We start from the raw sequence: 25,376 nt of genomic DNA on the forward strand, positions 1-25,376 counted from the left end.
GCTCCTCCAATGGAGTGATGTCGTTATCGTGTTCGAAGCAACGGGAGGCGAGGCTACGACCGGAACGTGCGGCCGGCGGCATGCAGCGCGGCGATGCGCGGCGACACGCGATAGCGGTCCTCGCCGTAGCTCGCCGCCAGGTTCGACAGCACGCGATGCACGCGGCCGATGCCGATCGCATCGGCCCACGCGAGCGGGCCGCACGGGTAGTTCACGCCCTTCTCCATCGCGAGATCGAGATCGGCGGGCGAGCACACGCCCTGGTTCACCGTATCGGCCGCCTCGTTCGCGAGCATCGCGACGGTGCGCATCGCGACCATGCCCGGCACGTCCGCGACGCCGACGACGCGAAAACCCGCCTGCTGGAACAGGCCGACCGCATCCGCATAGGCCGCATCGCTGCACTGGAGCGCGCGCGTCACTGCAATGAGCCCGGCCTGCGCGTAATCGCGCGCAAGATCGACCAGCACGAGATCGGCCACGCCCGTCTGCGCGGCGCGCACGGTCGCGGTACGGCCGTCGGTCAGCGCGATCGATGCACGGCCGGCCGTCGCGAGCAGGTCGTCGGCATGCGCGCCGGCCTGCCGGGCGCCCGGAATCCGTTCGGCGAAGCGCGCATGCAGCGCGGCGGCCGGGCCGTCCTGCGCAAACAGCGCGACGTCGGCCGGCGCGTCGCGCGGTGCTTCGAGATCGGGTGCGGGCGGCGGCGCGCCGTCCGCATATGAATAGAAGCCGCGGCCCGACTTGCGCCCGAGGAACCCCGCGTTCACGAGTTCCTGCTGGATCAGCGACGGCGTGTAGCGCGGATCGTTGAAGTACGCGCGGAACACCGATTCGGTCACCGCGAAGTTCACGTCGTGGCCGATCAGGTCCATCAGCTCGAACGGCCCCATCCGGAAGCCACCGGCCTCGCGCATCACCGCGTCGATCGATGCCGGTGTGCCGCCTTGCTCGTTCAGCACGCGCAGCGCCTCCGCGTAATACGGCCGCGCGACGCGGTTCACGATGAAGCCCGGCGTCGATTTCGCCATCACGGGCTGCTTGCCCCACGCGGCGGCGGTCGCCACCAGCACCTGGGCAACCTCGGGCGCGGTCGCGAGCCCGCTGACCACCTCGACGAGCGCCATCAGCGGCGCCGGGTTGAAGAAATGCAGGCCGGCAACGCGCTGCGGCACACGCAGCCCGGCCGCAATCGACGTGATCGAGATCGATGACGTATTGGTGGCCAGCAGGCACGCGTCGTCGACATGGCGCTCGAGCGTCGCAAAGATCTCGCGCTTCACGTCGAGCCGCTCGGCCGCCGCCTCGACGATCAGCGCGGCGCCCGCGAAGTCGGCCAGTTCACGCACCGCGCGAATCCGGCTGCCGGCCGCATCCGCCTGCGCCGGTTCGAGCCGGCCCTTCTCCGCGAGCCGCGCGAACTGCGCGCGGATGCCGGCCAGCGCCTTGTCGCAGGCGGCTTCGTTCAGGTCGTACAGCAGCACCGCATGGCCGGCCGCCGCCGCGACCTGCGCGATGCCTGCGCCCATCGCGCCGGCGCCGATCACGCCGACGACGGCCGACGGCGCCAGCGCGCCCGGGTTCACCGAATGTGGAGAAGAAACAGCCATCGCTTGCGATCCGTCATGAAGTGGAAGTGCGAGCGATTATAAACCGACCGGTCGGTAGATTTATGTCAGGGCGAGCCCGAATTTGTCGTGCAAGAGACCGTTACGGAAACTGCAAAGACGAAAATTTGAAAGGTCGGGGCACTTTTTATGAACAGAAAGGTCTATGAAAGGATTCGAATATGAGATAGTGGCCCCCGAACGCCTGATAAAATTCGACAAACCGCCGGATTTCAGGGGGAAACCGCGTGTCACGCCGCCACCGCCGTCCATCGTCGGCCGCCCTTTCGGGGTCGGAACCGAGCCTCCGGCCCGTGCGTCGTCACACGTGCTCGCCTCGCCGTTCGCGGCCGGCTGCATCGAACCGTTTCATCCAGCGACGGGCTTCGGCCCGCCCGCGCCCCTCGCCGCCTCATGGCGGCGAACCCCGGGCAGCACCGTTGCGTGCCGCCCCCTTCGGTTTCATCATCCTCGTTCGGCGGATAGTACGGCCGGGCTTCGTCAATCCGTGACGGCGCGTCGCGCGCCGTCACTCGCATAAGGAAACCCTCCATGCCGCTCTCGTCCAACCAGCTCCCGCGCTGGACCCTCGTGGCCCCGCTTGCCGCGTGGCTGGTGCTCGCGCTGTCGCGCGTCGTGCCGGCCGAAGGCCTCGTCATCGCGGTGTTCGCCGCCGCCCTCGCCGGCGCCGTGTTCGCCGCCGTCCACCATGCCGAAGTCGTCGCGCACCGCGTCGGCGAACCGTTCGGCACGCTCGTGCTCGCGGTTGCCGTGACCGTCATCGAAGTCGCGCTGATCGTGTCGGTGATGCTCGGCGCGGGCCCCGAGAAATCGGGCCTCGCCCGCGACACCGTGTTCGCCGCCGTGATGATCATCTGCAACGGAATCGTCGGTATCTGCCTGCTGGTCGGCGCGTGGAAGCACGGCGAACAGGACTTCCAGGGGCGTGGCGCCAGCAAGGCGCTCGCAGTGCTGGCGTCGCTGTCGGTGCTGTCGCTCGTGATGCCGAACTACCTGAACGCCGCGCCGGGCCCGTTCTTCTCGAAATCGCAGCTCGCGTTCGCCGGCGTGTCGTCGCTCGTGCTGTACGGCGCGTTCGTGTTCGTGCAGACCGTGCGCCACCGCGACTACTTCCTCGCCGAGCACGACAGCGCGAACGAGGCCGTCCACGCGGCAGCGCCGAGCAACCGCACCGCCGTGATCAGCATGCTGCTGCTGTTCGCGAGCCTCGTCGCGGTCGTGCTGCTCGCGAAGCTGCTGTCGCCGGCCGTCGAGCACGCGGTGATGCGGCTCGGCGCACCCGAGGCCGCGGTCGGTATCGTGATCGCCGCGCTCGTGCTGCTGCCGGAAGGGCTCGCGGCCGTCACCGCCGCACGCGCGAACCGCCTGCAGACCAGCATGAACCTGGCGCTCGGTTCGGCGCTCGCGAGTATCGGGCTGACGATCCCGACCGTCGCGGCCGTGTTCATCTGGGTCGGCCAGCCGCTCACGCTCGGCATCGGCCCGATGGAAACCGTCCTGCTGGCGCTCACCCTGCTCGTCAGCACGCTGACGCTCAGCCAGGGGCGCACGACGGTGCTGCACGGCGTCGTGCACCTGTCGCTGTTCGCCGCATACCTGTTCCTGTCGATCACGCATTGACGCAGAAAGGCGCGCGGCCCGGCGGATAATCTCCGCCGGGCCGCGCGCCCTCCTTCACGTCCCTTCAGCTTCCTTCGTTCACGCCGCGCCGCCGTTACCGCACCGGAATCACCAGATGCTGGCCCGCCAGGATCAGGTTCGGGTTGGCGAGGTTGTTGCGGCGTTGAATCTCGCGATAGCGCTGGCCGCTGCCGAGCTTGCTCGCCGCGATCATGTTCAGCGTGTCGCCCGCCTTCACCACGTACGTATGCTCGCCCGACGCGGCCGCGGTCGTCACCGCCTGGTCGCTGACGAAGTACTTGCGCAGCAGGTCGAGATACTGGGGCGACTGCTTGAGCTTCGCGATCGCGGCATTCAGGTAGATCAGCAGATCCTGGTCGTCCGCGCGCACGCCGATCTTGTACGCGATGTTCGAGCCGTCGAGCTTGGTCACCGCGAACTTCAGGTCGGTGTCCTTGATCGAGCTGACCGCGAACGGATAGTCGTAGATGAACGCGTCGACCGTATGGCCGTCGATGCTCTTCGCAATGAAGGCCGGATCGGAATCGTCGACCTCGACGAACTTCACGTTCGGGTACTGGCGCGTGACGAACGCACGCACGTCCGGGTCACCCTTCAGGATGCCGACCGTCTTGCCCGCAAGATCGTCGGTCGAGCGGATCGCGGAGCCCTGCCGCACGATCAGCGAGTAGCCGAAATCGTCGACGTACGGCACCGAATAGACGACGCCCGACGGCGTGTTGTCCGGGAACGTCAGCCCGTCCATCGCCACGTCGACCACGTGGTTCCCCTTCGCATCCGTATCGAGCAGCTGCTTCGGCACGCCCGGGTATGTGTCGACCTCGTGACGCGTATCGACGACCACCGGCTTGCCGCCGTGCGAGAACGACGGATCCGCGAACAGCAGCCGCGCGAATTCGACGTTGAAGCCGTGCGGCGTGCCCTTGTCCTCGCCGAAGAACGGTTCGCTCGGGTTCTGCACGGAGATCCGCACGATGCCGTTTTCGGCAATCGATTTCAGCGCGCTGGCCTGCGGCGTGAAGCCGGCCGGCAGTACGTTGGCCGACGGGGAAGACTGAGCGGACTGGCCGGCGTCGCCATTTTGCGCGGACGTCGATGCCGGGGCCGCGTCATGCGCGGGAATCAACGTCGACAGGCCGCCCTGATGCACGATCCATACGCCGACGAGCACGACCAGAAATGCGATGGCGCCAAGAAGTTTTTTCATGGTTGCAAGCCTGCGGGAAGTTATTGTTGTTTCGACGGCAGCTGTGCGGGGGTCGTCGCGTCGAGCCCGGGCGCGTGCGGCGCGTTCATCACCGCCTGCTGCTGGGCCTGCTTGACCTCGGGGTTGTCCATCAGCGACGTCTCCATTTCAGAGAACGCCTTGTTGACCGAGCGCATCACCGAATCGACGGCCACGTCGGTCTTGATCTGTTCGAACGTGTCGGACGCTTGCCGGCCCGCGAGCTTGTTCATCTGCTGCGCGGCTTGCGACATGTCCCACATCGCCTTCGCGCGGTCGATCGCCGATGCGAAGTTCTTCAGTTCGGCCTGCACCTGCTTGTAGCGGCCCTCGCGAAACGAGAGCAGCTGCTTCATCGTGTCGAGCTGCTGCCGGAAGCGCGGCGCATCGTCCGGATACTGCTTCTCGAACAGCTCCGTCTTGTTCTCGAAGTTCTTCACCTCGGTGCGAAACGCGGTGATGCTGTCCGCGAATTTCTGCGCCGCCTGGCGCTTTTCCGCGAGCTGGTTGATCAGCGTCTCGATCGGATTGGCCTGCGCCTCCTGGACGATCATCTTCACCTTCTGGTTCGCGAACTTCATCGCGACGACCGGCGCGAAATAGATCGCGCCGAGGCCGATCACGCCCGCCGTGACCAGTGCGATCACGCCCTTCAGGATGAACAACGCCGCCGGTGCCGCGATCGCGACGCCTGCGATGATGATCGCCCACTTGATCAGCTTGACCTTGCCACTCCCCGAACTGCCGTTTGCTTCTTCATTCGAAAGCTGCGACATGAGTTTTTCTCCTTGAACCTCGAACCGAACTGCGTGCGTTTGCCTCTTCAAGCTCAATCGAAATGCTTCGGACTCCGGTGCCGCCGGGCAGTCAGGCAAGCCGGCGGCGCAATGCAAGGATGGGCGCGACGGACGTCACGAGACGCCGGTGTAGGCGCCGTTCGGGATGCGGTGGTGAGGAGCGGCAGACGACGCTGCGATGCGGCGCGCCGGACGGGCGCCGTTCATCGTCGCGGCTCGTGCGCGGACGGGAAAGTGTACCGATGCACGGTACGAAACGGGATGACGGATACGTGACGCGACAGGCGTCGGGTGAAGCGTTGTTCCGGCGGGCCGACAAACGCGGGGCCGGTATTCCGGTACAAGTGCGTAAAGGCTCATCGTTGTTCTTCTGCGTATCGCGGGTGCAGGAACCGCGCGGCCGGCGCGTCCCGCTCCAAATGCACGGACGTATCCTGCGCCGACCGGCATGCAGCGTCAAGCAGTTGTCGCAGTGCAGCGACGCACTGCGTTCCTCCGTTGGAACACCGGTTGCGAACCGGCTTTCAGCACGGTAAGGATTCGCAGGACTGCGACCTGTCGTGCTCGGTCAGGATTGCTTGCCATCGCTTGCGCAAGCTTCCGGACTGAAAGCTTGTCACATCGCACGGACGTATTCCGTGCGTACGCCGTTACGCACCGCCCTGCTCCTGCGAGAGGAACCGCTCGACCATCGCGTTGAACACCGGCAGCGCCGGATTGTCGTTGTCCGCGCGCCACGCGAGATACAGCTCGGCCGCCACGTCGGCGCCCGCCAGCGGCCGGAACACCACGCCGTCGACATGCAGTTCGCGCGCCGACGCCGGCACGAGCGCGGCGCCGAGCCCCGCGCGCACGAGGCCGAGGATCGTATGCGTCTGCCCGACGTAATGCAGGTAGTTCGGCAGCCGCCCCGCGTTCGCGAACACGCCGGAAATCAGATCGTGGAAGTACTTCCCCTCGTTCGGCGAATACGCGATGAACGGCTGCCGGTCGAGATCATCGGGACCGATGCGCTCGCACGCGGCGAGCGGCGCGCCCTCCGCGACCGCTACCAGCATCGGCTCGCGCTGCACGAGCCGGTATTCGAGCGGCTGGCGCGCGGCGCGCTGGCGCACGAAGCCGGCGTCGAGCATCCGCGACGCCAGCGCATCGATCTGCACGGTCGACACCATCTCGCGCAATTCGATGTCGACGTCCGGCAGCGCGTGCGCGGCGTGCGCCAGCAGCATCGGGATCATCCGGTACGCGCTGACCGCCGTGAAGCCGAGCGTGATGCGGCCGGCGCCGCCGTGTGCGACGCGCTGCGCGGCCTGCTCGGCCCGTGCGGAGAATTCGAGGATGTGCCGCGCGTCGCGCAGAAAGCGCTCGCCGGCCGCGGTCAGGCTGACCTGCCGGCTGCTGCGTTCGAGCAGCGCGATTCCGAGCGCATGCTCGAGCAGCTGGATCTGCCGGCTGAGCGGCGGCTGGGTCATGAAGAGCCGTCGCGCCGCACGGCCGAAATGCAGTTCCTCGGCAACCGCGACGAAGCAGCGAAGCTGGTGCAGTTCAATCATCCAATTCTTGAATCAATCGATAGTCTTTTGATGTTAGACGGATATCGATGCGATTTCTATACTCGGTTGCACCTGATACGCAGCCCGCGCCGCGCACGCCGACCGAGACCTTCATGACCATCGACATCCTCCTCACCCAACCGCTCCCCGACGCCATCGACGCCGAACTGTCCGCCCGTTACGCGGTGCACCGGCTGTATGCGGCCGAGCAGCCGGACGCGCTGCTCGATCGCGTGGCCGCCCGCATTCGCGGTGTCGTGACCGGCGGCGCGAACGGCCTGTCCGCCGCGCTGATGGACCGGCTGCCCGCGCTCGAGATCGTCGCGATCAGCGGCATCGGCACCGACGCGGTCGATCTCGACCGCGCGCGGGCACGCGGCATCCACGTGACGACGACGCCCGACGTGCTGACCGACGACGTCGCCGACATGGCGATGGGGCTGATCCTGATGACGCTGCGCGACCTCGGCGCCGGCGAGCGGATCGTGCGTGCCGGCCGCTGGGGCAAGACGTCCCAGCCGCTCGCGACGCAGGTGACCGGCAAGCGGCTCGGCATCGTCGGGCTGGGTCGCGTCGGACGCGCAATCGCGCAGCGCGCACAGGCGTTCCGGATGCCCGTCAGCTACTTCGGCCCGCGCGAGCATCGCGACAGCGGCTATCGCTTCGTGCCCGACCTCGCCGCGCTCGCGCGCGACAGCGACGTGCTCGCGATCGCGGCATCGGCCGATCACGGCAACGTGCTCGTGACCGCCGACGTGCTCGCCGCGCTCGGCCAAAAAGGATTCCTGATCAATATCGCACGCGGCAAGCTGGTCGACGAAGCCGCGCTGATCCGCGCGCTCGCCGACGGCACGATCGCCGGCGCCGGCCTCGACGTATTCGCGAACGAGCCGCACGTACCGGCCGAGTTGCTCGAGCTCGACCGTGTCGTCGTGCAGCCGCACCGTGCGAGCGCGACCCGCGAAACGCGCGAAGAGATGGGCCGGATCGTGCTGGCCAACCTCGCCGCATGCTTCGCGGGCCAGCGCCCACCGACCAGCGTCACGCGCTGATCACGGCGCACCACACGGCGGCCCCTCGTTACAACACCGGATGCCTCCGCTCGACGGAGGCCAGGAGACACGCATGCCCAATCGATCCAGCGGCGCCGCCCTCGCCGCGTCGCCCGCCGCCTCGCGCACGATCGGACGCGTCCGCTATGCGGTCCTCGCGCTGATCTTCGCGGTCACCGTCATCAACTATGCGGACCGCGCGACGATGTCGATCGCCGGCACCGGCGTCGCGCACGACCTCGGGCTGACGCCCGTGCAGCTCGGCATCGTCTTTTCCGCGTTCGCGTGGGCCTATGCGATCGGCCAGATCCCGGGCGGCTGGCTGCTCGACCGCTTCGGCGCACGGCGCGTGTACGGCCTGAGCCTGCTGCTGTGGTCGGTCTTCACGATGCTGCAGGGCACGGTCGGCTGGCTCGCCGTGCAAGGCGCGTCCGCCACGCTCGCGCTGTTCGTGATGCGTTTCATGCTCGGCCTCGTCGAATCGCCGGCGTTCCCGGCCAACTCGAGAATCGTCGCGTGCTGGTTCCCGACCGCCGAACGCGGCACGGCATCGGCCCTGTTCAATTCGGCGCAGTACATGGCCGTGGTGCTGTTCACGCCCGCGATGGCGTGGCTCACGCATGCGCTCGGCTGGGAACACGTGTTCCTGTGGATGGGGATGCTCGGCATCGCGCTCGCCGCGCTGTGGTTCGCGTGGTATCGCGAACCGCACGGCCATCCGCGCGTGAGCGACGCGGAGCGCGACTACCTGCGCGCGCACGGCGCGCTCGTCGATCTCGAGGCGAACCGCGTGCGCCATCGGCCGCGCGTGTCGTGGCACGACGCGTCGCAACTGTTCCGCCACCGCAACCTGTGGGCGATCTACATCGGCCAGTACTGCATCACGGCACTCACCTACTTCTTCATCACGTGGTTCCCGATCTACCTGATCAAGGGGCGCGGGATGACGATCATGGAGGCCGGCTGGGTCGCCGCGCTGCCGGCGATCTGCGGGTTCACGGGCGGCGTGCTCGGCGGCGTGCTGTCGGACTGGCTGATCCGGCGCGGCATGCATCCGTCGAAGGCGCGCAAGACGCCGTTCGTCGTGGGGATGGCGATGGCGACGCTGCTCGTGCTTGCGAACGGCGCAACGTCGAATGCGGTCGTGATCGCGCTGATGACGATCGCGTTCTTCGGCAAGGGGCTCGCGGCGGTCGGCTGGGCCGTGCTCGCCGACACCGCGCCGGAAGGCATGGTCGGCCTGAGCGGCGGCGTGTTCAACGGCCTCGGCAACATCGCGGGAATCGTCACGCCGCTCGTGATCGGCTATTTCGTCGCCAGCACCGGCTCGTTCGCCGGCGCATTGTGGTTCGTCGCCGCGCACGGGTTGCTCGGCATTGCCGCCTACGGATGGCTCGCGGAGCGCTTCGAGCGGATTCGCATCGCGCCGCGCGCATGAACCACGCCGCGGCACCTGCGGTTCGCGCGGCGCACGCCCGTGCGGATCGTCACGCGCGCTTGCGGCCGCCCGGCATCTGTTCGGTCGTCAGCCGGTCGAGTTCGCGCAGGTCGTTCTCCAGCGCGGGCGTGAGCGTCGTGCGCAGGTGGTCGAGGAACGTGCGGATCTTCGCGTCGAGATAGCGGCGCGTCGCGTAGACGGCGTACACGCTCACCGTCTGCAGCCGGTACTCGGGCAGCACGCGGATCAGCCGCCCTTCGCGGATGTCGTCAAGCACCGTGTACAGCGCGACGCACGCGATCCCGCGCCCGGCGCGCACCGCGACGCACAGCGCGTCCGGCACGTTGACCTGGAACGGCGCGGGCTGCAGCTCGTAGACGGCCTCCTCGCCATCGCTGCGCTCGAGCCGCCATTCGCCGGCCGGCGATGCGGGCGTATCGAGGCGCAGGCACACGTGGTTCGGCAATTCGTCGGGCGACTGCGGCGTGCCGTGGCGCGCCAGGTATTCGCGCGACGCGACGAGCACGCTGCAGCTCGTGCCGCAGGTCTGCGCGACATAGCCCGAATCGGGCAGTTGCGACGCCGTCACGATCGATACGTCATACCCCTCCTCGACGAGATTCGGCATCCGCTGCGCGAGCGTCAGCTCGACCGACACGTCCGGGTTGTCCTCCTGGTAACGGACGATCGACGACACGACATGACTCTGCCCGAGCCCCGTCATCGCATGGATGCGCATCTTGCCGCTCGGCCGCAGCAATGCGTTGCGCGCCTCCGCGTTCGCGTAGTCGATTTCCGCGAGGATCGATTTCGCGCGCTCGAAATAGCGTTCGCCGCTTTCGGTGAGGCCGAGGTGGCGCGTCGTGCGATGCAGCAGCCGCGTCTGTACGTGCGCTTCGAGGTTCGATACCGCGCGCGAAACCTGCGCGGTGGTCGCGTAGATTTCCTTCGCGACCGCAGTAAAACTGCCGGATTCGACAACGCGCACGAACAGGCGCATGTTTTCGAGCATGTCCATTGAATTGGCTTCGGGGGAGTCAGTGGGGAGGCGTCGGCAGCGCTCGCGTCAGGTGGGGAACGGAACGCAGCCGCGAACCACGTCGAATCGATCACCGTGCCGGGGGAAAGGCGGGAGAGCGGGCATCGCGTACGGGGTTCTGGCATGACGGGGGATTCAGTGGCCCGAATTGTACGCCGCTGCAGACAAATTTGCGCTGGTTTCCGGCCCGCAACCTCTCATCTGATGAAAGGTTCTTGCAAGCAATGCGCGTCGCGCACGTGCAACGGCTTGATGCAGCACGACAATTTGTATCACAACACGATATAATTCGCGGCTCGTCGCTGCGCGCATCCGCGCCGTCACCTTTATCGCTTACGTCCATGTCGTCAGGCTCCCCTTCGTCGCGCCGCACGTTGCGGCAATGGCTGCACAGCTTCATTCCCCATCCGATGTCGCTGGGCTGGCGCGAGCGCCTGCGTTCGTGCACGGGCGCGCTCGTCGGCATCGCGACGGTCGGCGTGACGATGCGGCTGCTGCCCGGCGTACCGGGCCTCGTACCGCTGCTCGTCGCGCCGATGGGCGCGTCGGCCGTGCTGCTGTTCGCGGTGCCGGCGAGCCCGCTTGCGCAACCGTGGTCGATCATCGGCGGCAATCTCGTCGCGGCGACCGTCGGTGTCGCGTGCGCACAGTGGATCGCCGATCCAATCACGGCCGCCGCGGTTGCGATTGCCGGTGCGATCGGCGGCATGTTCGTGCTGCGCTGCGTGCACCCGCCGTCGGGCGCCGTCGCGCTCACGGCCGTAGTAGGCGGCCCCGCGATTCATTCGCTCGGGTTCAGCTTCGTGCTGGAGCCGATCGCGCTGCAATCGGCCATCCTGCTGTCGGCCGCGCTCGCCTATCACGCGCTGACCGGGCACCGTTACCCGCATGGCAGCGTGCGCCCGGAAGCGAAACCGCAGGCAGGCGGCGCCGCACCGGCGCGCGGCGGCTTCACGCGCGGCGACCTCGATGCGGTGCTGAAGCGCCGCGGCGAATGGCTCGACGTCGATCCGGACGATCTCGAGGCGCTGCTGCGCGAAACCGAGATGCAGGCCTATGCGCGCACCTTCGGCCAGCTCTCGTGCGCCGACCTGATGACCAGGCATGCGATCGAAGTCGCGCCGTCGACGTCGGTGACGGCCGCGCTCACGCTGCTCGACCGCCACCGCGTGAAAGCGCTGCCGGTCGTCGACGGCGAAGGTCGCCTGACCGGCATCGTCACGCGCGCCGACCTCACACGGCAGCTGCGCCGCCCGCCCCCGCTGTGGCAGCGCCTGTCGGCACGGCTGCCGCAATCGCTCGGCGGCCAGGCGGCGAGCGTCGCCACCGTGATGACGCGCGATGTCGCGTGCGTGCCGGAAACGATGCCGATCACCGCGCTCGTTCCGCTGTTTACGCATTCGGGCCACCACCACATTCCGGTCGTCGATGCATCGCGCCGGCTCGTCGGGATCATTACGCAGACGGATCTCGTCACCGGCCTCTATCGCCAGGCACACATGCTCGAGGCCGCTTAGCGCATGCCGCGCACGTAACGCCACGCAGCAGCCAACGCAACACCGAATGCATTCATTTCGCCATGATTCGGCCATTTATATCATGTCGTGATATATTTATCGCTACCGAAACTGACCGTCCGACCGCCCCGATGAACGATACCCGACGCGCGCTGGCGAAAAGCGATTTCCAGCAACTGTCCGAGTTCCGCTACCAGATGCGCCGCTTCGAGCGCTTCTCCGAACGCGCCGCGCAAAGCGAAGGCGTGACGCCGCTGCAATACCTGCTGCTGCTGCACATCAAGGGCTATCCGCATCGCGAATGGGCAACCATCGGCGAACTCGCGGAACGCCTGCAGGCGCAGCATCACGGCGTCGTTGCGCTGGTCACGCGCTGCGAATCGCTTGGCCTCGTGAAGCGCAAGACGAGCGAAGCGGATCGGCGGCAGGTCGAGGTCCACCTCGAGCCGGCCGGCGAGACGCTGCTCGCCCGTCTCGCGGCCATGCATCGCGCCGAGCTGAAGTCGCTCAAGGGCGCGTTCCAGGTTCCCCAGATCGATTACTGACCCTGCCCTTTCCACTCCGATGAACGCACCCCACAAACGCGATTTCGCGACCAACGACCGCCTGCCCAGGATCGCGTTGCTCGCCGCCGCGATCGGCCTGCTCAGCACGCTGGCCGCATTCGTGCTGTTGAGCCTGATCCACCTGTTCACGAACCTGTTCTTCTACCAGCAGTTCTCGTTCGCCGACCGCTCGCCGGCGAACCACACGCTGGGCGCATGGGTGATCGTCGTGCCGGTGATCGGCGGGCTGATCGTGGGGTTGATGGCGCGCTTCGGTTCGGAAAAGATCCGCGGCCATGGCATTCCCGAAGCGATCGAGGCGATCCTGTTCGGCAAGAGCCGCATGTCGCCGAAGGTCGCGATCCTCAAGCCGCTGTCGTCCGGCGTCGTGATCGGCAGCGGCGGCCCGTTCGGCGCCGAAGGCCCGATCATCATGACGGGCGGCGCGCTCGGCTCGCTGATCGCGCAGTGCGTGCACGTCACCGCCGCCGAGCGCAAGACGCTGCTCGTCGCCGGCGCGGCCGCCGGCATGACGGCCGTGTTCGGCACGCCGGTCGCCGCCGTGCTGCTCGCGGTCGAACTGCTGCTGTTCGAATGGCGTCCGCGCAGTTTCCTGCCGGTCGCGCTCGCCTGCGCGGTGGCCGGTTTCGCCCGCGCCGTGTTCTTCGGCGTCGATCCGCTGTTTCCGCTGACCACCGCCGCGCCGACACCTGTCGCGCTGCTGTCGTGCATCGTCGCGGGCCTGCTGGCGGGCATGCTCGCATGCGGCCTGTCGGCGGCGCTGTATCGTGTGGAGGACACCTTCGCAAAACTGCCGGTGCACTGGATGTGGTGGCCCGCGCTCGGCGCGATCGTGATCGGCATCGGCGGCTGGCTCGAGCCACGCGCGCTCGGCGTCGGCTACGACGTGATCGGCGACCTGCTGCATCAGCACATCGCATTGAAGATCGCGCTCGCGCTGCTGCTCGTGAAGGCCGTGATGTGGGTGATCGCGCTCGGCTCGGGCACGTCGGGCGGCGTGCTGGCGCCGCTGCTGATGCTCGGCGCCGGCCTCGGCACCGTGCTGTCGCCGATGCTGCCGGGCGGCGATCCGGCGCTGTGGCCGCTCGTATGCATGGCCGCGACGCTCGGCGCGACGCTCGGTGCCCCGCTGACCGCGATCGTGTTCGCATTCGGCCTCACGCACGACGCGAATGCACTGCTGCCGCTGCTCGCGGCGACGCTCGTCGCGCACGGCTTCGCGACCATCGTGATGAAGCGCTCGATCATGACGGAAAAGATCGCGCGCCGCGGTTATCACATCTATCGCGAATACGGCGTCGATCCGCTCGAGCGGCACGACATCGGCGAAGTGATGACGTCGGCCGACCTGCTCGTCGCGATCGACGGCGCAGCGACGCTCGATATCGTCGAGTCGCAGTACTTCGGCGCGAAGCAGACGCACCGTGCGTACCCGGTCGTGCAGAATGGCCGCCTGCTCGGTCTCGTCGATCGCGCGACGCTCGATGCGCAGCGCGCTCAGGCCGCGGCCGACACGCCGATCGCGGCCGCATTCGCCAACCATGCGCCTGCGGTCGCGCAGGCGCACGAAACGTGCCGCGTCGTCGCGTCGCGACTCGCGATGCTCGGCCTCGAACGCCTGCCCGTCGTCGCCGACGAGCAATCGATGCGTCTCACGGGCATCGTGTCGCGCAGCGACCTGATCAAGCCCGCACTCCAGCACTTCGACGACGAACAGAAGCGCGAACGCTTCCGCCCGATCGTCCCGGCCAACCTGCGCGACATCGGCACGCGCAAGGCCGGCTGACTCACCTGGCGGCGCGGCACTCTCACCGCGCACGACCCGCTCGCGTCACCTTCCGCCCGATGCGGCACGCCCCTCGTGTGCCGCATCGCATTCCGTCGCTTCCCGTGTTTAAAGTTGGTTAACAATCAGACGGGCGAAAGTTTGTCATCATGGTACTCATGCGACGGGGCCAACCATCCAGCCATTCCACATCGCGATCAAATAAAGAGTCACGGCACGGCATGCAGACGCATGCCGCTCGCCGCGACCGTCACGTCACCACACGACCGGGCAGCGCGCCGACCACGCAGCGCATGGCGTCGTGCCGCACACGATGCATGCCGTGCCGCAGCAAAGTGCACAGCATCGCAGCCGCCATTTGGCAAGCGCGTTAACAACTTGTTTCGGAATAGCCGGAACCGTGCTCTGCCGATGCAATCTCACTAGTACGCAGTCCTGTGCTGCGCATCCCACTCAATCAATCACGACTCGAGGGAGATAACGTGAACGCGAAATACTTACCGCTCATCGCATTGACCGTGGCATTTTCTGCTCATGCAGCCGATTCTGCCCTGCAGAACGTGGGACAAAGCCAGAAACCCGCCGACGAGGTCGCGCAGTGCATCGCGAAGACCTGGGCCGACAAGTCGCAGCAACAAGTGACGTCGCAGTATGAACTCGCGAACGGCCTCGCGATGGCCGTGTATGCGCCGGGCCAGCAGCCGCCGAACGGCGCTGCCGCCGTCGTGCGCCCGGCCAACGCCGCGAATGCGAAAACCTGGGTCGGTTTCCGCGGCGGCGATGCATCGTCGGCCGGCGACATCAACGCCTGCCTGTAACGAGAACAGGCGCTCCGGATGGCCATGGCGCCATCCGCTTGCTACAAGCCCCGCTTCGGCGGGGCTTTTTCTATTGCTGCGCGGCTGCGTGTTACAGGTAGCTGCAGACGTAATCGAGCGTCTCGAGCACTTCGATGTCGAAGCGGCTCTTGCCCGGCACCGAGAACGATTCGCCGGCGCCGTAGGTCTGCCATTCGCTGCTGCCGTCGAGCTTCACGCGGCACTTGCCGGCCTGCACTTCCATCAATTCGGGGGCGTCCGTGCCGAAGTTGAGCGCGCACGGCAGGATCACGCCGAGCGTCTTGCGCGTGCCGTCCGGGAAGAGCACGGTATGCGACACGCACTTGCCGTCGAAATAGACGTTCGCGCGCTTGACGACCGATACGTTGTCGAATTGGGTTGCACTGGTCATGAAATGCCTCTGATTGCTGGATGCCGGATGGCGATGTTGTTGGAGGCCGGCCGGAGCGGCGGGCCGGCCGCTATGATACCGGCTCGCGCGGCATGTGCCGGAATGGCGGGCCCGCCGCGCAAGCCGCGTGCCCGTTACACCATGGCAACGCCTCACGGATAATCGTCAGGATGACGATGCATTTAGGATCGTCAACCGCGGGCGCCGGTTCACCGCAGCCCCTTGCGCCGCGCGGAATCACGCAGGCAGTCGAGCAGCATCGCCGCCGCCGGGGTCAGCGGGCTGTCGCGGCGCGTGATGACCTGCACCGAGACGCCCGGCAGGCGCTCGCGGATCGGCAGCACCGCGAGCTGGTCGCGCGCCCACTCGGCCTGCAGCAATTGCTCGGGCATCGACGCGATCAGGTCGCATTCCATCATCAAGCTGCGCGCGAGCCCGAAGCTCGGGCATTCGACGACGCGCGCCGGCACCGGCAGCCCGTAGGCGACGAACGAATTGAACAGCACCTGCGTCGAGCTTTCCGGCGACGGGTTCATCAGCCAGTCTGCCTCGACGAGCTCGGCGAGCGACGTGGCCGACGCGAGCGGATGCCCCTTGCGGGCGACGATCAGCGACCGGCTGGCATAGAGCTCCGCGTGATCGAATTCGGCGGCCAGCAGTTCGGGCACGACGACGGCCACCGCGAAGTCGAGCGAGCCATCATGCAGGCGCGGCAGCGCGACGCCCGGAAACCCTTCGATCAGGTTGACGCGCGCCACCGGGAAGCGGCGCCGGAATGCGCGAAACGCGTCGGGCAGGATCGTCACGGCGGCGGCAGGCGTGATCGCCGCCGCGACGGAGCCCGTCATCGCGCCCTGCGCCTGCTCGATGTCGTCGCGGGCGCGCTGCATTTCGGCGACGATCAGCCGCGCGCGCACCTGCAATTGCTGGCCGAACGCGGTGAGCTGCACGCCGCGCGCGGTGCGCACGACGAGCGACACGCCGAGCGCGATCTCCAGTTCCTTGACCGCCTTCGTCAGCGCCGCCGGCGACACGTTCAGGCGCCGCGCGGCCGCGCGAATGCTGCCCTCTTCCGCGACGGTGACGAACGCTTTCAACTGATGGTATTTCATGGCGGCAACGCGTGACCCGTGGAAACCCTGTGCTGCGCGGCACACGCCGGATAAGGGTATTCCCGAGCGGCAACCGGTGGTGAGCACCAAAGCAATTTATCAGCTTCTGGTGCACAAAAGAAATTTATATGCTTGCTCGTCACAGGTGCGTCAAACGCCCCACCTGCCCCACAGGAGAGACCATGCTGCAAGCCGTGAACCCCGTCATCCCCGGTATCGCCGCGATCGCACCCGAGCTGGTCGACGTGCGCCGCCGCATCCACGCTCACCCCGAACTCGCGTTCGAGGAAACGCTCACGAGCGATCTCGTCGCCGAACTGCTCACCGGCTGGGGTTATGACGTGCATCGCGGCATCGGCAAGACGGGTGTGGTCGGCGTGCTGCGCGAAGGGCAAGGCACGCGCACCGTCGGGCTGCGCGCCGACATGGATGCACTGCCGCTCGGGGAAACCACCGGCCTGCCGTACGCCAGCCGCCACGCGAACAAGATGCACGCATGCGGCCACGACGGCCACACCGCGATGCTGCTGTGCGCGGCGCGCCACCTCGCGGCCACGCGCCAGTTCTCCGGCACGCTGAACCTGATCTTCCAGCCGGCCGAGGAAAACTTCGGCGGCGCGAAGGCGATGATGGACGACGGCCTGTTCGACCGCTTCCCGTGCGACGCGATCTTCGCGATCCACAACATGCCGGGCCGCGCGGCCGGCGACATGGCTTTCCGCACCGGCGCCGCGATGGCGTCGGCCGACCGCGTGACGATCACGCTGCGCGGCGTCGGCGGCCACGGCGCGATGCCGCATTTCGCGCGTGATCCGATGTCGGCCGCGGGCAGCATCATGGTCGCGCTGCAGACGATCGTCGCACGCGAGGTCGATGCGCAGCATGCGGCCGTGATCACGGTCGGCAGCGTGCAGGCCGGCGAGACGTTCAACATCATTCCCGAAACCGTCACGATGAAGCTGTCGGTGCGCGCGCTGAACGCCGACGTGCGCGCGCTGCTCGCGCGCCGCATCGAAGCGCTCGCGAAAGGCCAGGCGGAAAGCTTCGGCGTCACGGCGGAAGTCGACTACGACTACGGCTACCCCGTGCTCGTCAATCACGCGGAGCCGACCGCGTTCGCGGCCGACATCGCGCGCCGGATGCTCGGCGCCGAACGCGTCGAAACCGACACCGCGCGGTTGATGGGCAGCGAGGATTTCGCGTTCATGCTCGAAGCGCGCCCCGGCTGCTATGCGTTCATCGGCAACGGGATCGGCAGCAAGGGCGGCTGCATGGTGCACAACCCCGGCTACGACTTCAACGACGACATCCTCGCGATCGGCGCGAGCTACTGGGTTCGCATCGCCGAAGCCTGGCTCGCGGCCTGACGGCCCTTCACCCCATCGTATCGCGCCCAACCGGGGAGCCCCACATGGAAACGTCCGCCCTTTCGTTCGCCGGCACGCCGGTCGATGCCCGCGCCGCCGCGAAGAAACGCCGGCTGATCGCGGCCGCCGCCGTCGGCAACGCGCTCGAGTTCTACGACTTCACGGTCTACAGCTTCTTCGCGATCCTGATCGGCAAGCTGTTCTTTCCCGTGCATTCGTCGTTCGGGCAATTGATGCTCGCGGTCGCGAGCTTCGGCGTCGGCTTCGTCACGCGCCCGCTCGGCGGGCTCGTGATCGGCATGTATGCCGACCGCGCCGGCCGCAAGAAGGCGATGATCCTCACGCTGCTGCTGATGGCGCTCGGCACCGCGACGATCGCGGTCGCGCCGACCTTCGCGCAGATCGGGCTCGCCGCACCGCTGCTGCTCGTGCTCGCGCGCCTGCTGCAGGGGTTCGCGTCGGGCGGCGAAGTCGGCGCGTCGACGACGCTGCTGCTCGAACAGGCGCCGCAGCATCGTCGTGGCTTCTACGCGTCGTTCCAGTTCTCGAGCCAGGGGCTCGCCGCGCTCGCCGGTGCGCTGACCGGCGTCGCGCTGACGTCGACGCTGAATGCCGCGCAACTCGAAAGCTGGGGCTGGCGCGTGCCGTTCATCATCGGCACGCTGTTCGTGCCGCTCGGCTACTGGCTGCGCCGCACCGTCGAGGAAGTGCCGGCCGCCGCGCCGGCAGCCGCGCATGACGAGCCGGTTGCATCGCTGCCGCTCGCCGACGTGCTGCGCCATCACGGCAAGGCCGTATTCGCAGGCCTCGGCGTGACCATCGGCGGCACGTCGATCCACTACATCATCGTGTTCTACATGGCGATCTACGGCGTGCAGGTGCTGCACCTGCCGACGTGGCTGTCGATGACGGCCGGCTGCGTCGCGGGCGCGATCCTGATGCTCGTGACGCCGATCGGCGGCCACCTGTCCGACGTCTACGGGCGCAACCGGATCGTCTGGTGGACGCGCATCGTGCTGATGGCCGCGATCTATCCGGCGTTCGTCGCGCTGAACCGCTGGCCCGGCGCCGCATCGCTGCTGTCGATCATCGCCGCGCTGTCGATCGTGCATGCGATCAACATCGGCGCGACGGGCGCGATGCTCGGCGAACTGTTCCCGCGTGCGGTGCGCGCGACCGGCGGCGCGCTCGTGTACAGCATCGGCGTCGCGATCTTCGGCGGCTTCGCGCAATTCTTCGTCACGTGGCTGATCGCGGCGACCGGCAACCCGAACGCACCTGCGTGGTACTCGATCGGCTGCGGTGCGATGACGCTGCTTGCCGTGCGCTGCATGGATGAAAAGGCCGGGAAGGCACTTGACTGACCGGTGGCCGATGCGCGATGCGCGATTGACGTGGTGCGCGCGCATCGTGCATGATCGCTCCATGCGCCACATCACGACCACCACCTCGACCACGACGCGCACGACCGCCTTCGGCGGGCTCGTGCGGCGAGTGCGCGCAAGGTCGTAGCGCCATCCCTCACAGGCCCCGCCGGTTCCGGACGGGGTCTTGTCGTTTCTCCGTCCGTACCGGTCACTCAGGAGAAACGCAATGTCCGAAGTCTCTTCCCCGAAACGCGCACTGCTCGTCGTCGACATGCAGGTCGGCCTGTTTCACGGCCCCGAGCGTCCGTACGACGGCGAACGCGTGCTCGCCAACATCAACCGGTTGATCGGTCGCGCGCATGAAGCCCGTGCGCCGGTGTTCGCCGTGCGTCACACCGGGCCGGCCGGCTCACCGATCGCACCCGGAACGCCGCTGACCGCGCTGGTGCCGGAACTCGCGATCGATACGGCGCGCGACACCGTGTTCGACAAGACGCGGCCGAGCTGCTTCGCGGGTACGCGGCTCGCCGAATGGTTGCGCGCAGCCGGCATCGGCGAGATCGTCATCGCGGGAATGAAGACCCAGTACTGCGTCGACACGGCCTGCCGTGCGGCCGCCGATCACGGCTTTCGCGCGGTGCTCGTGACCGACGCGCACACCTGCATGGACACGCCGGCGCTGCCGGCCGAGCGGATCGTCGCGCATCACAACGCGACGCTCGGCGGCCCGTTCGCGACGCTCACCACGACCGACGCGTGCGTGTTCTGAACGACACCGTTCACGCACCGTAAACGCAACAACGCACGGGCAGCCGCCGCCCGTGCGTTGTGTACCGGTCGCGTAACCGCCCGCTCAGAACGTATGCATCATCCCGACATACGCGCCCGTCTGCGACTCGCCCGTGATCGGGCTCGTGCCCGACGTCGCATCGCGCGGCGTCGCGAGCAGCGAGAAGTTGGAGTTGCCGCCGTTGCGTACATACGCGACCGTCCCGTACAGGAAGGTGCGCTTCGACAGGTTGTACGTGGTGCCGAGCACGTACATCATCGCGTGGCCCGACGGATCGTGCGATGCATCGCCGCCGCCGTCGCCCACCTTCACGTAGTAACCGCCACCGGTCACGGCCCATTGCGGCGTCGCGGTATAAGTCGCGCCGAGCCAGTAGTGATCGGCACGATCGGCCACGCCGGCCGGGCTGTCCGGCGCCTGGTAGTGCGTATACGCCCCCTGGATCTTGAACTTCGACACCTTCACGTTCGCGCCGACGAAGTACTCGCGCGACGCGGTGAAGATGTTGCTGAACTTGCCGTTGTTGTCGCGCAGTTCGTCGTAGATGCCGCGCACGTCGAGCAACGGCGAGTGGTACGAGATCATGATCCCGTCCGAGCGGCCGAAATCGTCGGCCGCGCCGTAGTTGAAGCCGCGCGATTGATTGCCGAACGCGTATTGCGCCTGCACGTCGAAGCCGCCGATCACCGGGCTGTGATATTCGATGTTGTTGCTGGTCTGCTGCCAGTTGCGGCCGCGCACGAGCGAGGCCGACGAAAACGCCTGCTGCACGAACGGGTCGAATTCCCACACGCCGTCGCTGTCGATGAACAGGTTGCGGCCGGCCTGCAGCTGGCCCCACGTGTTGCTCTTCAGCCCGACGTACGCGCGGCGCGACCACATGCGGCCGCCGCCCGTCTGGCCGTTCATCACCTGGAACGCGGTTTCCAGGTTGAAGACCGTCGACAGCCCGCCGCCGAGATCCTCGATGCCCTTCAGCCCGAACATGCTGGTGCCCCAGTCGCCGCTTTCGGCGCTCCAGCGGGTCCCGCTGCCGCCATTCGGCTTCGCGATGTGGTTCAGGTATTCGATGCCGCCGTCGACGCGGCCGTACAACGTCACGCTCGTCTGTGCAAAAGCGGCCGCCGGTGTGGCGGCCGCGATCAGCCATGCGAAATGTTTGAGTCGCAAAATGATGCCCCCTCGGAGTCTCGACCTTCCAGCGCGCGCCCCATGCGCGCGCCCCGGGTCCGTTTATCCGCGATCGATCGAAAAACGCCCGGGGCCCGCCGCGCAAAGCGCGAGCAGGCCGCCGACGATCGCGATGTTCTTGTAGAAATGAATCATGTTGTTGATCTGCTCGCCGCCCGTCATCGTCCAGTAGTGGTGGCCGATGATGCCGGTGCCGATCGTATAGAGCGCCAGCAGCAGCGCGAGCGCCCGCGTCTGGAAGCCGACCAGGATCGCGACCCCGACGAACAGCTCCATCACGACGGAGATCGCGGCGGAGATGATCGGCGCGGGCGCGCCTTCGGAACCCATGAACGCAATGGTCCCGGGGAAGTCGACGATCTTCTTCCAGCCGAACATGATGAACAGGATCACGAGCAGGATCCGGGCAAGCAGCAGCAGCACATCGCGCTGGGACGCGAGAAACGGTTGATTCGGTGTCATGGTGTCGATCAACGAAAACGATGCGCGTAGCCCGAACAGCGCCGGCGCACCGGATTGCGAATGAACCAGGACGGGCGGCCGCCTGCGCCGCCCGCCCCGCTCTGCAACAACCGGCATCGGGCGACGACCCGATGTGCTGTACTCCTCCTCTTGTCAGTTATCGCCCTGCTTCGTCACGCGCCGCATCAACGCAGCTTCGCGACGTCCTGCTCGGTCACCTTCGCAGCCGGATTGCCGAACTGCCCGGTCAGGTAGTTCGTCAGCGCGGCGATCTGCGCATCCGACAGCTCGTGGCGGAACGCCGGCATCCCGACGTCCTCGCTGCCGGCCTTGCGCTGCACGCCGTTCAGGATCACCTGCACGAGGTTGGTCGGATTCGGTGCGCCGACCGTCGTGTTGTGGAACAGCGGCGGGTAATAGCCGTCAGGCGTGCCCTTGCCCTGCATCTGGTGACACGTTGCGCAGTTGCCGAGATAGAGCCGTGCCGGGTCGATGCCCGACGACGCGAGCGCGACGCCGCGCAGCGTCAGGCCATCTTCGGCCGGCTTGCCCCACGACGCGCGCGACTGCTTCGCATCGCCGCTGGCGACGGCCGGCACCGTGCGAATGTACGTCGAGATCGCGCCGATGTCGGCTTCGGTCATCTTCGAGAAGCTGTGCTCGATCGCCTCGGCCATCGGGCCGGCCGCCTGCGCGAGACCCGGCACGCTGCCGGTGCGCAGGTACTGGACGAGCTGCTGCTGCGTCCAGCCGCCGATCCCCGCGTTGGCGTCGGACGTGATGTTGTAGCCGTCCCAGCCCGCGAGCACCGAGCCCGACAGGAAGCTGCCGCCCGTCTCGTCAAGCGACTTCTCCTGCATCGCGATGCCGCGCGGCGTGTGGCACGTGCTGCAGTGCGCCAGGCCCTGGACCAGGTACGCGCCGCGGTTCCACTCGGCGCTCTGCGCCGGCTTCGGCTCGTACGCGCCGTCCTTCAGGAACAGCCAGTTCCATATCTTCAGCGGCCAGCGCATGCTCAGCAGCGCGGGGATCTCGTTCTTCGGCGGCGCCTGCTTGACCGGCTCGACGCCGTGCATGAAGTACGCGTACAGGGCCTTCACGTCGTCGTCGTTGATCTTCGCGTACGACACGTACGGCATGGCCGGATACAAGTTGTCGCCGTTCTTCGACACCCCGTGGCGCACCGCGCGCTCGAAGTCCTCGGCCGACCAGTTGCCGATGCCCGTGTCGGGATCGGGCGTGATGTTGCTCGTGTAGACCTTGCCGAGCATCGGGATCGGCATGCCGAGGCCGCCCGCGAACGGCTTGCCGCCCTTCGCGGTGTGGCACGCCATGCAGTCGCCCGCGACCGCGAGATATTCGCCGCGCTTGACGAGCGCCGGATCGGCCGCATCGGCCGCGCGTACGAGACCCGGCAGCGCGAGGCAGCCGGCGAGGAGGAAGGTGAGAGTAGATTTCCGCACGGTCAGACTTCCTTCTTCAGCGTGTCCGACATCCGCAGCGCAAGCGCCGCGATCGTCAGCGTCACGTTCACCGTACCGACGGTCGGCATCGTCGAGCTGCTCGAGATGAACAGGTTCGGATGGTCGAACGTGCGGCAGTCCTTGTCGACGACCGAGTCGCGTGCATCCGCGCCCATGATCGTCGCGCCCGTGATGTGGTTGTTCGGCGCGAACTCGTCGTTGAAGACGACTTCGGTGCCGCCCAGCACCTTCGCGGCCGTCGCGTAGACCTCGCGCGTGTGCACGGCGCCACGCTTCACGTAGTCGTCGATCGCATACGTGATCTCGGGGCGCGGAATGCCGATCGCGTCGGTGGCCGTCTTGCTCGGCACGATGCGGTTCTCGGGTTGCGGCAGGATTTCGTGGAAGCAGTCGAACTGCACGTAGCGCGCGGAACGGTCGCGGATCTGCGCGTCGAGCTCCTCGGGCTTCATCAGCTTGCCGCCCTTGAAGATCTTCTGCGTTTCCTGGTTGATGCGTGACATGTTCGACAGGTGGATCTTCTTCGCGGCTTCGGTCGCGCGGAACGGGCCGTCGCGGAAACCGATCAGCGACGTCATTTCCTGCGGGCCGCGGCCCGGCCATAGCTTCTCGTTCGCGTAGAACGACACGCCGGTGCCCGGGTGATCCATCAGGTTGCGGCCGACCATGTCCGAGCTGTTCGCGACACCGTTCGGGAAATCGCGGTTCGCGGACATCAGCAGGATCTTCGGCGTCTCGATGCCGTTCGCCGCAATCACGAAGTACTTGCCTTCGACGCGATGGTCGGCGCCCGTCTTGTCCTTGTAGACCGCGGCGGTGATGCGCTTGTCCGGCCCGGTCTCGAGCTTGTAGACGACCGCGCTGTCGATCAGCTTCGCGCCGGCCAGCTCGGCCTTCTCGACGTGAACGATACCGTTGTACATCGCGCCGATCGGGCAGATCGGCATGCAGTTGTTGTTCCCGCAACAGGTCGGCCGGCCGTCGTACGGGCGGCTGTTGCGCGCGACCGGCTCGGTCACCACGTGGAACTTCGGGTCGTAGCCGTTGAGCGCGCTCTTGATCGTCTGCTCGTTGAACGACAACGGCAGCGGCGGCATCGGGTACGGCTCCTTGCGCGGCGAGTACAGGTCTTCCTCGGGGCCCGGGCCCCACACGCCGAGTTCCTCTTCGGCGCGCTGGTAGTAATGCTCGAGGTCGTCGTACTGGATCGGCCAGTCGCGGCCGACGCCGTACACTGTCTTCATCTTGAAGTCGTTCGGGATGAAGCGCCACGCCGACGCGGCCCAGTGCCACGTCGTGCCGCCCACCGCGCGGATGTACTGCGAGTTGAACTTGTGCTCGCCCTTCAGGATCAGGTAGTCGTTCGGCGGGCCGTATTCCGGATGCGGCGCCCATGCGCTCGACGGATACGGCGCCATGAAATCGGTCTTGTCGACCTGGTTGCGGAAGCGCTCGACGATTTCCCAGCGCGGCATGCGCGGGCCGGCTTCCAGCAGGATCACGGACTTGCCCGCCATCGCGAGCTGGTGTGCAACGATCGCGCCTGCGACACCCGACCCGACGACGACGACGTCGGCCTTTTGCGTATCGGTATCGGCCATCAGGCTTGCCTCTCGATCGGTTTTTCGGCCCAGAAGCCGGGTTTGTTGGGGCAATACGACGGGATCACGAGCGTATCGGATACGACGCTGAACATTAATGCTTCTTCGTAGGTAATCACGACGTTGTCCACGATACCGAGATACCACGCTTCAAGAATCTTCAGCGCGAGTGCTTCCTGATCGGGATTCAGCGAACCGGACGCGAGTGCGCCGGCGAGTTGCGGCAGGCCGTCGGCCGTCTTGAACGAACCCTTCTGCAATGCCTGCAGGAAGCGCTGGCCGAGCACGCGGCTCAGCCCCTTCTTGCCTGTCACTGCTTCGGAGAGCGTCATGAACGTATCGAGCGGCGCGGTGCCGGGATCGTCGGCCAGGGCCTGCAACGCCAGCGAGCCCGTGAGGCCCGCTGCCGTCAGCGCCAGTGCGCCCTGCAGCCATTGACGCCGTGTGATGCCTGTTACGGCTGTGTCGCCTGTGCGACGCGAGTGGGGAGTGTTGTCGTTGTGCATGTTTCCTTCTCTCGAACACCGGAT

Annotated in this window: 23 protein-coding genes; 10 read left to right on the forward strand and 13 right to left on the reverse strand. The window is 67.1% G+C overall.

The genetic code is table 11. The features are described 5' to 3' along the window. Positions 1-53: 53 nt before the first annotated feature. Complete coding sequence (locus FFS49_RS35350) at positions 54-1,610, reverse strand: 3-hydroxyacyl-CoA dehydrogenase (RefSeq protein ID WP_105816583.1); 1,557 nt, start codon at positions 1,608-1,610, stop codon at positions 54-56. Positions 1,611-2,159: 549 nt separating this feature from the next. On the opposite strand from FFS49_RS35350, the gene FFS49_RS35355 reads away from it, so the two are divergent. Then, on the forward strand, positions 2,160-3,248 hold the full coding sequence (locus FFS49_RS35355) for an ionic transporter y4hA (protein WP_039351079.1): 1,089 nt from the start codon (positions 2,160-2,162) through the stop codon (positions 3,246-3,248). Between the two features lie 94 nt (positions 3,249-3,342). Here FFS49_RS35355 and FFS49_RS35360 read toward each other — a convergent pair whose 3' ends face one another. The 4 genes from FFS49_RS35360 to FFS49_RS43010 form a co-directional block, all read right to left on the reverse strand. Continuing rightward, positions 3,343-4,476, reverse strand: a complete 1,134-nt coding sequence (locus FFS49_RS35360; RefSeq protein WP_039351081.1) for a transporter substrate-binding domain-containing protein — start codon at positions 4,474-4,476, stop codon at positions 3,343-3,345. 20 nt (positions 4,477-4,496) lie between these two features. After that, entirely contained in the window at positions 4,497-5,270 is a 774-nt protein-coding gene (locus FFS49_RS35365) for a hypothetical protein (RefSeq protein WP_046548017.1), read from the reverse strand. A gap of 671 nt (positions 5,271-5,941) precedes the next feature. Further along, complete coding sequence (locus FFS49_RS35370; protein ID WP_039351088.1) at positions 5,942-6,844, reverse strand: LysR substrate-binding domain-containing protein; 903 nt, start codon at positions 6,842-6,844, stop codon at positions 5,942-5,944. Then, positions 6,837-6,965, reverse strand: a complete 129-nt coding sequence (locus tag FFS49_RS43010) for a hypothetical protein (RefSeq protein ID WP_258181721.1) — start codon at positions 6,963-6,965, stop codon at positions 6,837-6,839. The genes FFS49_RS35370 and FFS49_RS43010 overlap by 8 nt, the downstream gene beginning before the upstream one ends. Between FFS49_RS43010 and FFS49_RS35375 the strand changes: the two genes are divergently transcribed. Then, the gene (locus FFS49_RS35375; RefSeq protein ID WP_105816584.1) at positions 6,958-7,896 is read left to right on the forward strand and encodes a 2-hydroxyacid dehydrogenase; all 939 of its coding nucleotides are present in this window, start codon (positions 6,958-6,960) and stop codon (positions 7,894-7,896) included. The two genes, FFS49_RS43010 and FFS49_RS35375, sit on opposite strands and share 8 nt — an antisense overlap. A 73-nt stretch (positions 7,897-7,969) precedes the next feature. Beyond that, positions 7,970-9,334, forward strand: a complete 1,365-nt coding sequence (locus FFS49_RS35380) for an MFS transporter (RefSeq protein ID WP_105816585.1) — start codon at positions 7,970-7,972, stop codon at positions 9,332-9,334. 49 nt (positions 9,335-9,383) lie between these two features. Here FFS49_RS35380 and FFS49_RS35385 read toward each other — a convergent pair whose 3' ends face one another. Next, entirely contained in the window at positions 9,384-10,352 is a 969-nt protein-coding gene (locus tag FFS49_RS35385) for a LysR family transcriptional regulator (RefSeq protein ID WP_105816586.1), read from the reverse strand. 362 nt (positions 10,353-10,714) lie between these two features. On the opposite strand from FFS49_RS35385, the gene FFS49_RS35390 reads away from it, so the two are divergent. From FFS49_RS35390 to FFS49_RS35405, 4 genes are all read left to right on the forward strand, one after another. Beyond that, the gene (locus FFS49_RS35390; RefSeq protein ID WP_105816587.1) at positions 10,715-11,890 is read left to right on the forward strand and encodes an HPP family protein; all 1,176 of its coding nucleotides are present in this window, start codon (positions 10,715-10,717) and stop codon (positions 11,888-11,890) included. Between the two features lie 131 nt (positions 11,891-12,021). Further along, the gene (locus tag FFS49_RS35395) at positions 12,022-12,435 is read left to right on the forward strand and encodes a helix-turn-helix domain-containing protein (RefSeq protein WP_039351101.1); all 414 of its coding nucleotides are present in this window, start codon (positions 12,022-12,024) and stop codon (positions 12,433-12,435) included. 19 nt (positions 12,436-12,454) lie between these two features. Further along, the gene (locus FFS49_RS35400) at positions 12,455-14,242 is read left to right on the forward strand and encodes a chloride channel protein (RefSeq protein ID WP_105816588.1); all 1,788 of its coding nucleotides are present in this window, start codon (positions 12,455-12,457) and stop codon (positions 14,240-14,242) included. A gap of 482 nt (positions 14,243-14,724) precedes the next feature. Further along, entirely contained in the window at positions 14,725-15,060 is a 336-nt protein-coding gene (locus FFS49_RS35405) for a hypothetical protein (RefSeq protein ID WP_046196524.1), read from the forward strand. A 91-nt stretch (positions 15,061-15,151) separates the two neighbouring features. On the opposite strand, the gene FFS49_RS35410 is transcribed toward FFS49_RS35405, so the two are convergent. Both FFS49_RS35410 and FFS49_RS35415 read right to left on the reverse strand, forming a co-directional pair. Beyond that, positions 15,152-15,472, reverse strand: a complete 321-nt coding sequence (locus FFS49_RS35410) for a pyrimidine/purine nucleoside phosphorylase (protein WP_006478890.1) — start codon at positions 15,470-15,472, stop codon at positions 15,152-15,154. Positions 15,473-15,681: 209 nt separating this feature from the next. Further along, the gene (locus tag FFS49_RS35415) at positions 15,682-16,584 is read right to left on the reverse strand and encodes a LysR substrate-binding domain-containing protein (protein ID WP_039351118.1); all 903 of its coding nucleotides are present in this window, start codon (positions 16,582-16,584) and stop codon (positions 15,682-15,684) included. A gap of 182 nt (positions 16,585-16,766) precedes the next feature. Here FFS49_RS35415 and FFS49_RS35420 point away from each other — a divergent pair, with 182 nt between their 5' ends. The 3 genes from FFS49_RS35420 (at position 16,767) to FFS49_RS35430 (ending at position 20,087) form a co-directional block, all read left to right on the forward strand. Continuing rightward, positions 16,767-17,951 (forward strand): M20 aminoacylase family protein, encoded by a 1,185-nt coding sequence (locus FFS49_RS35420; protein WP_105816589.1) that lies wholly within the window; start codon positions 16,767-16,769, stop codon positions 17,949-17,951. A 44-nt stretch (positions 17,952-17,995) separates the two neighbouring features. Continuing rightward, the gene (locus FFS49_RS35425) at positions 17,996-19,315 is read left to right on the forward strand and encodes an MFS transporter (protein ID WP_105816590.1); all 1,320 of its coding nucleotides are present in this window, start codon (positions 17,996-17,998) and stop codon (positions 19,313-19,315) included. A gap of 229 nt (positions 19,316-19,544) precedes the next feature. Continuing rightward, on the forward strand, positions 19,545-20,087 hold the full coding sequence (locus FFS49_RS35430; RefSeq protein ID WP_105816591.1) for a cysteine hydrolase family protein: 543 nt from the start codon (positions 19,545-19,547) through the stop codon (positions 20,085-20,087). An 84-nt stretch (positions 20,088-20,171) separates the two neighbouring features. Here the strand turns inward: FFS49_RS35430 and FFS49_RS35435 are convergent, their stop codons facing one another. The 5 genes from FFS49_RS35435 to FFS49_RS35455 all read right to left on the reverse strand — a co-directional run bounded on the left by FFS49_RS35435 (position 20,172) and on the right by FFS49_RS35455 (position 25,352). Then, positions 20,172-21,278: a porin gene (locus FFS49_RS35435; protein ID WP_039351144.1), complete on the reverse strand. Its 1,107-nt coding sequence runs from the start codon at positions 21,276-21,278 to the stop codon at positions 20,172-20,174. Between the two features lie 63 nt (positions 21,279-21,341). Further along, positions 21,342-21,761: a DoxX family protein gene (locus FFS49_RS35440; RefSeq protein ID WP_105816606.1), complete on the reverse strand. Its 420-nt coding sequence runs from the start codon at positions 21,759-21,761 to the stop codon at positions 21,342-21,344. A gap of 185 nt (positions 21,762-21,946) precedes the next feature. After that, positions 21,947-23,224, reverse strand: coding sequence for a cytochrome c (locus FFS49_RS35445; RefSeq protein WP_039351157.1), 1,278 nt, complete (start codon positions 23,222-23,224; stop codon positions 21,947-21,949). Between the two features lie 2 nt (positions 23,225-23,226). Next, positions 23,227-24,846, reverse strand: coding sequence for a GMC family oxidoreductase (locus FFS49_RS35450; RefSeq protein WP_105816592.1), 1,620 nt, complete (start codon positions 24,844-24,846; stop codon positions 23,227-23,229). After that, complete coding sequence (locus FFS49_RS35455) at positions 24,846-25,352, reverse strand: sugar dehydrogenase complex small subunit (protein WP_105816593.1); 507 nt, start codon at positions 25,350-25,352, stop codon at positions 24,846-24,848. Before FFS49_RS35455 ends, FFS49_RS35450 begins: the two co-directional genes overlap by 1 nt. Between the last annotated feature and the right edge of the window lie 24 nt (positions 25,353-25,376).

It is taken from the genome of Burkholderia sp. 4NA327C6 (assembly GCF_005502655.1).
GTDB classification, from domain to species: domain Bacteria; phylum Pseudomonadota; class Gammaproteobacteria; order Burkholderiales; family Burkholderiaceae; genus Burkholderia; species Burkholderia contaminans.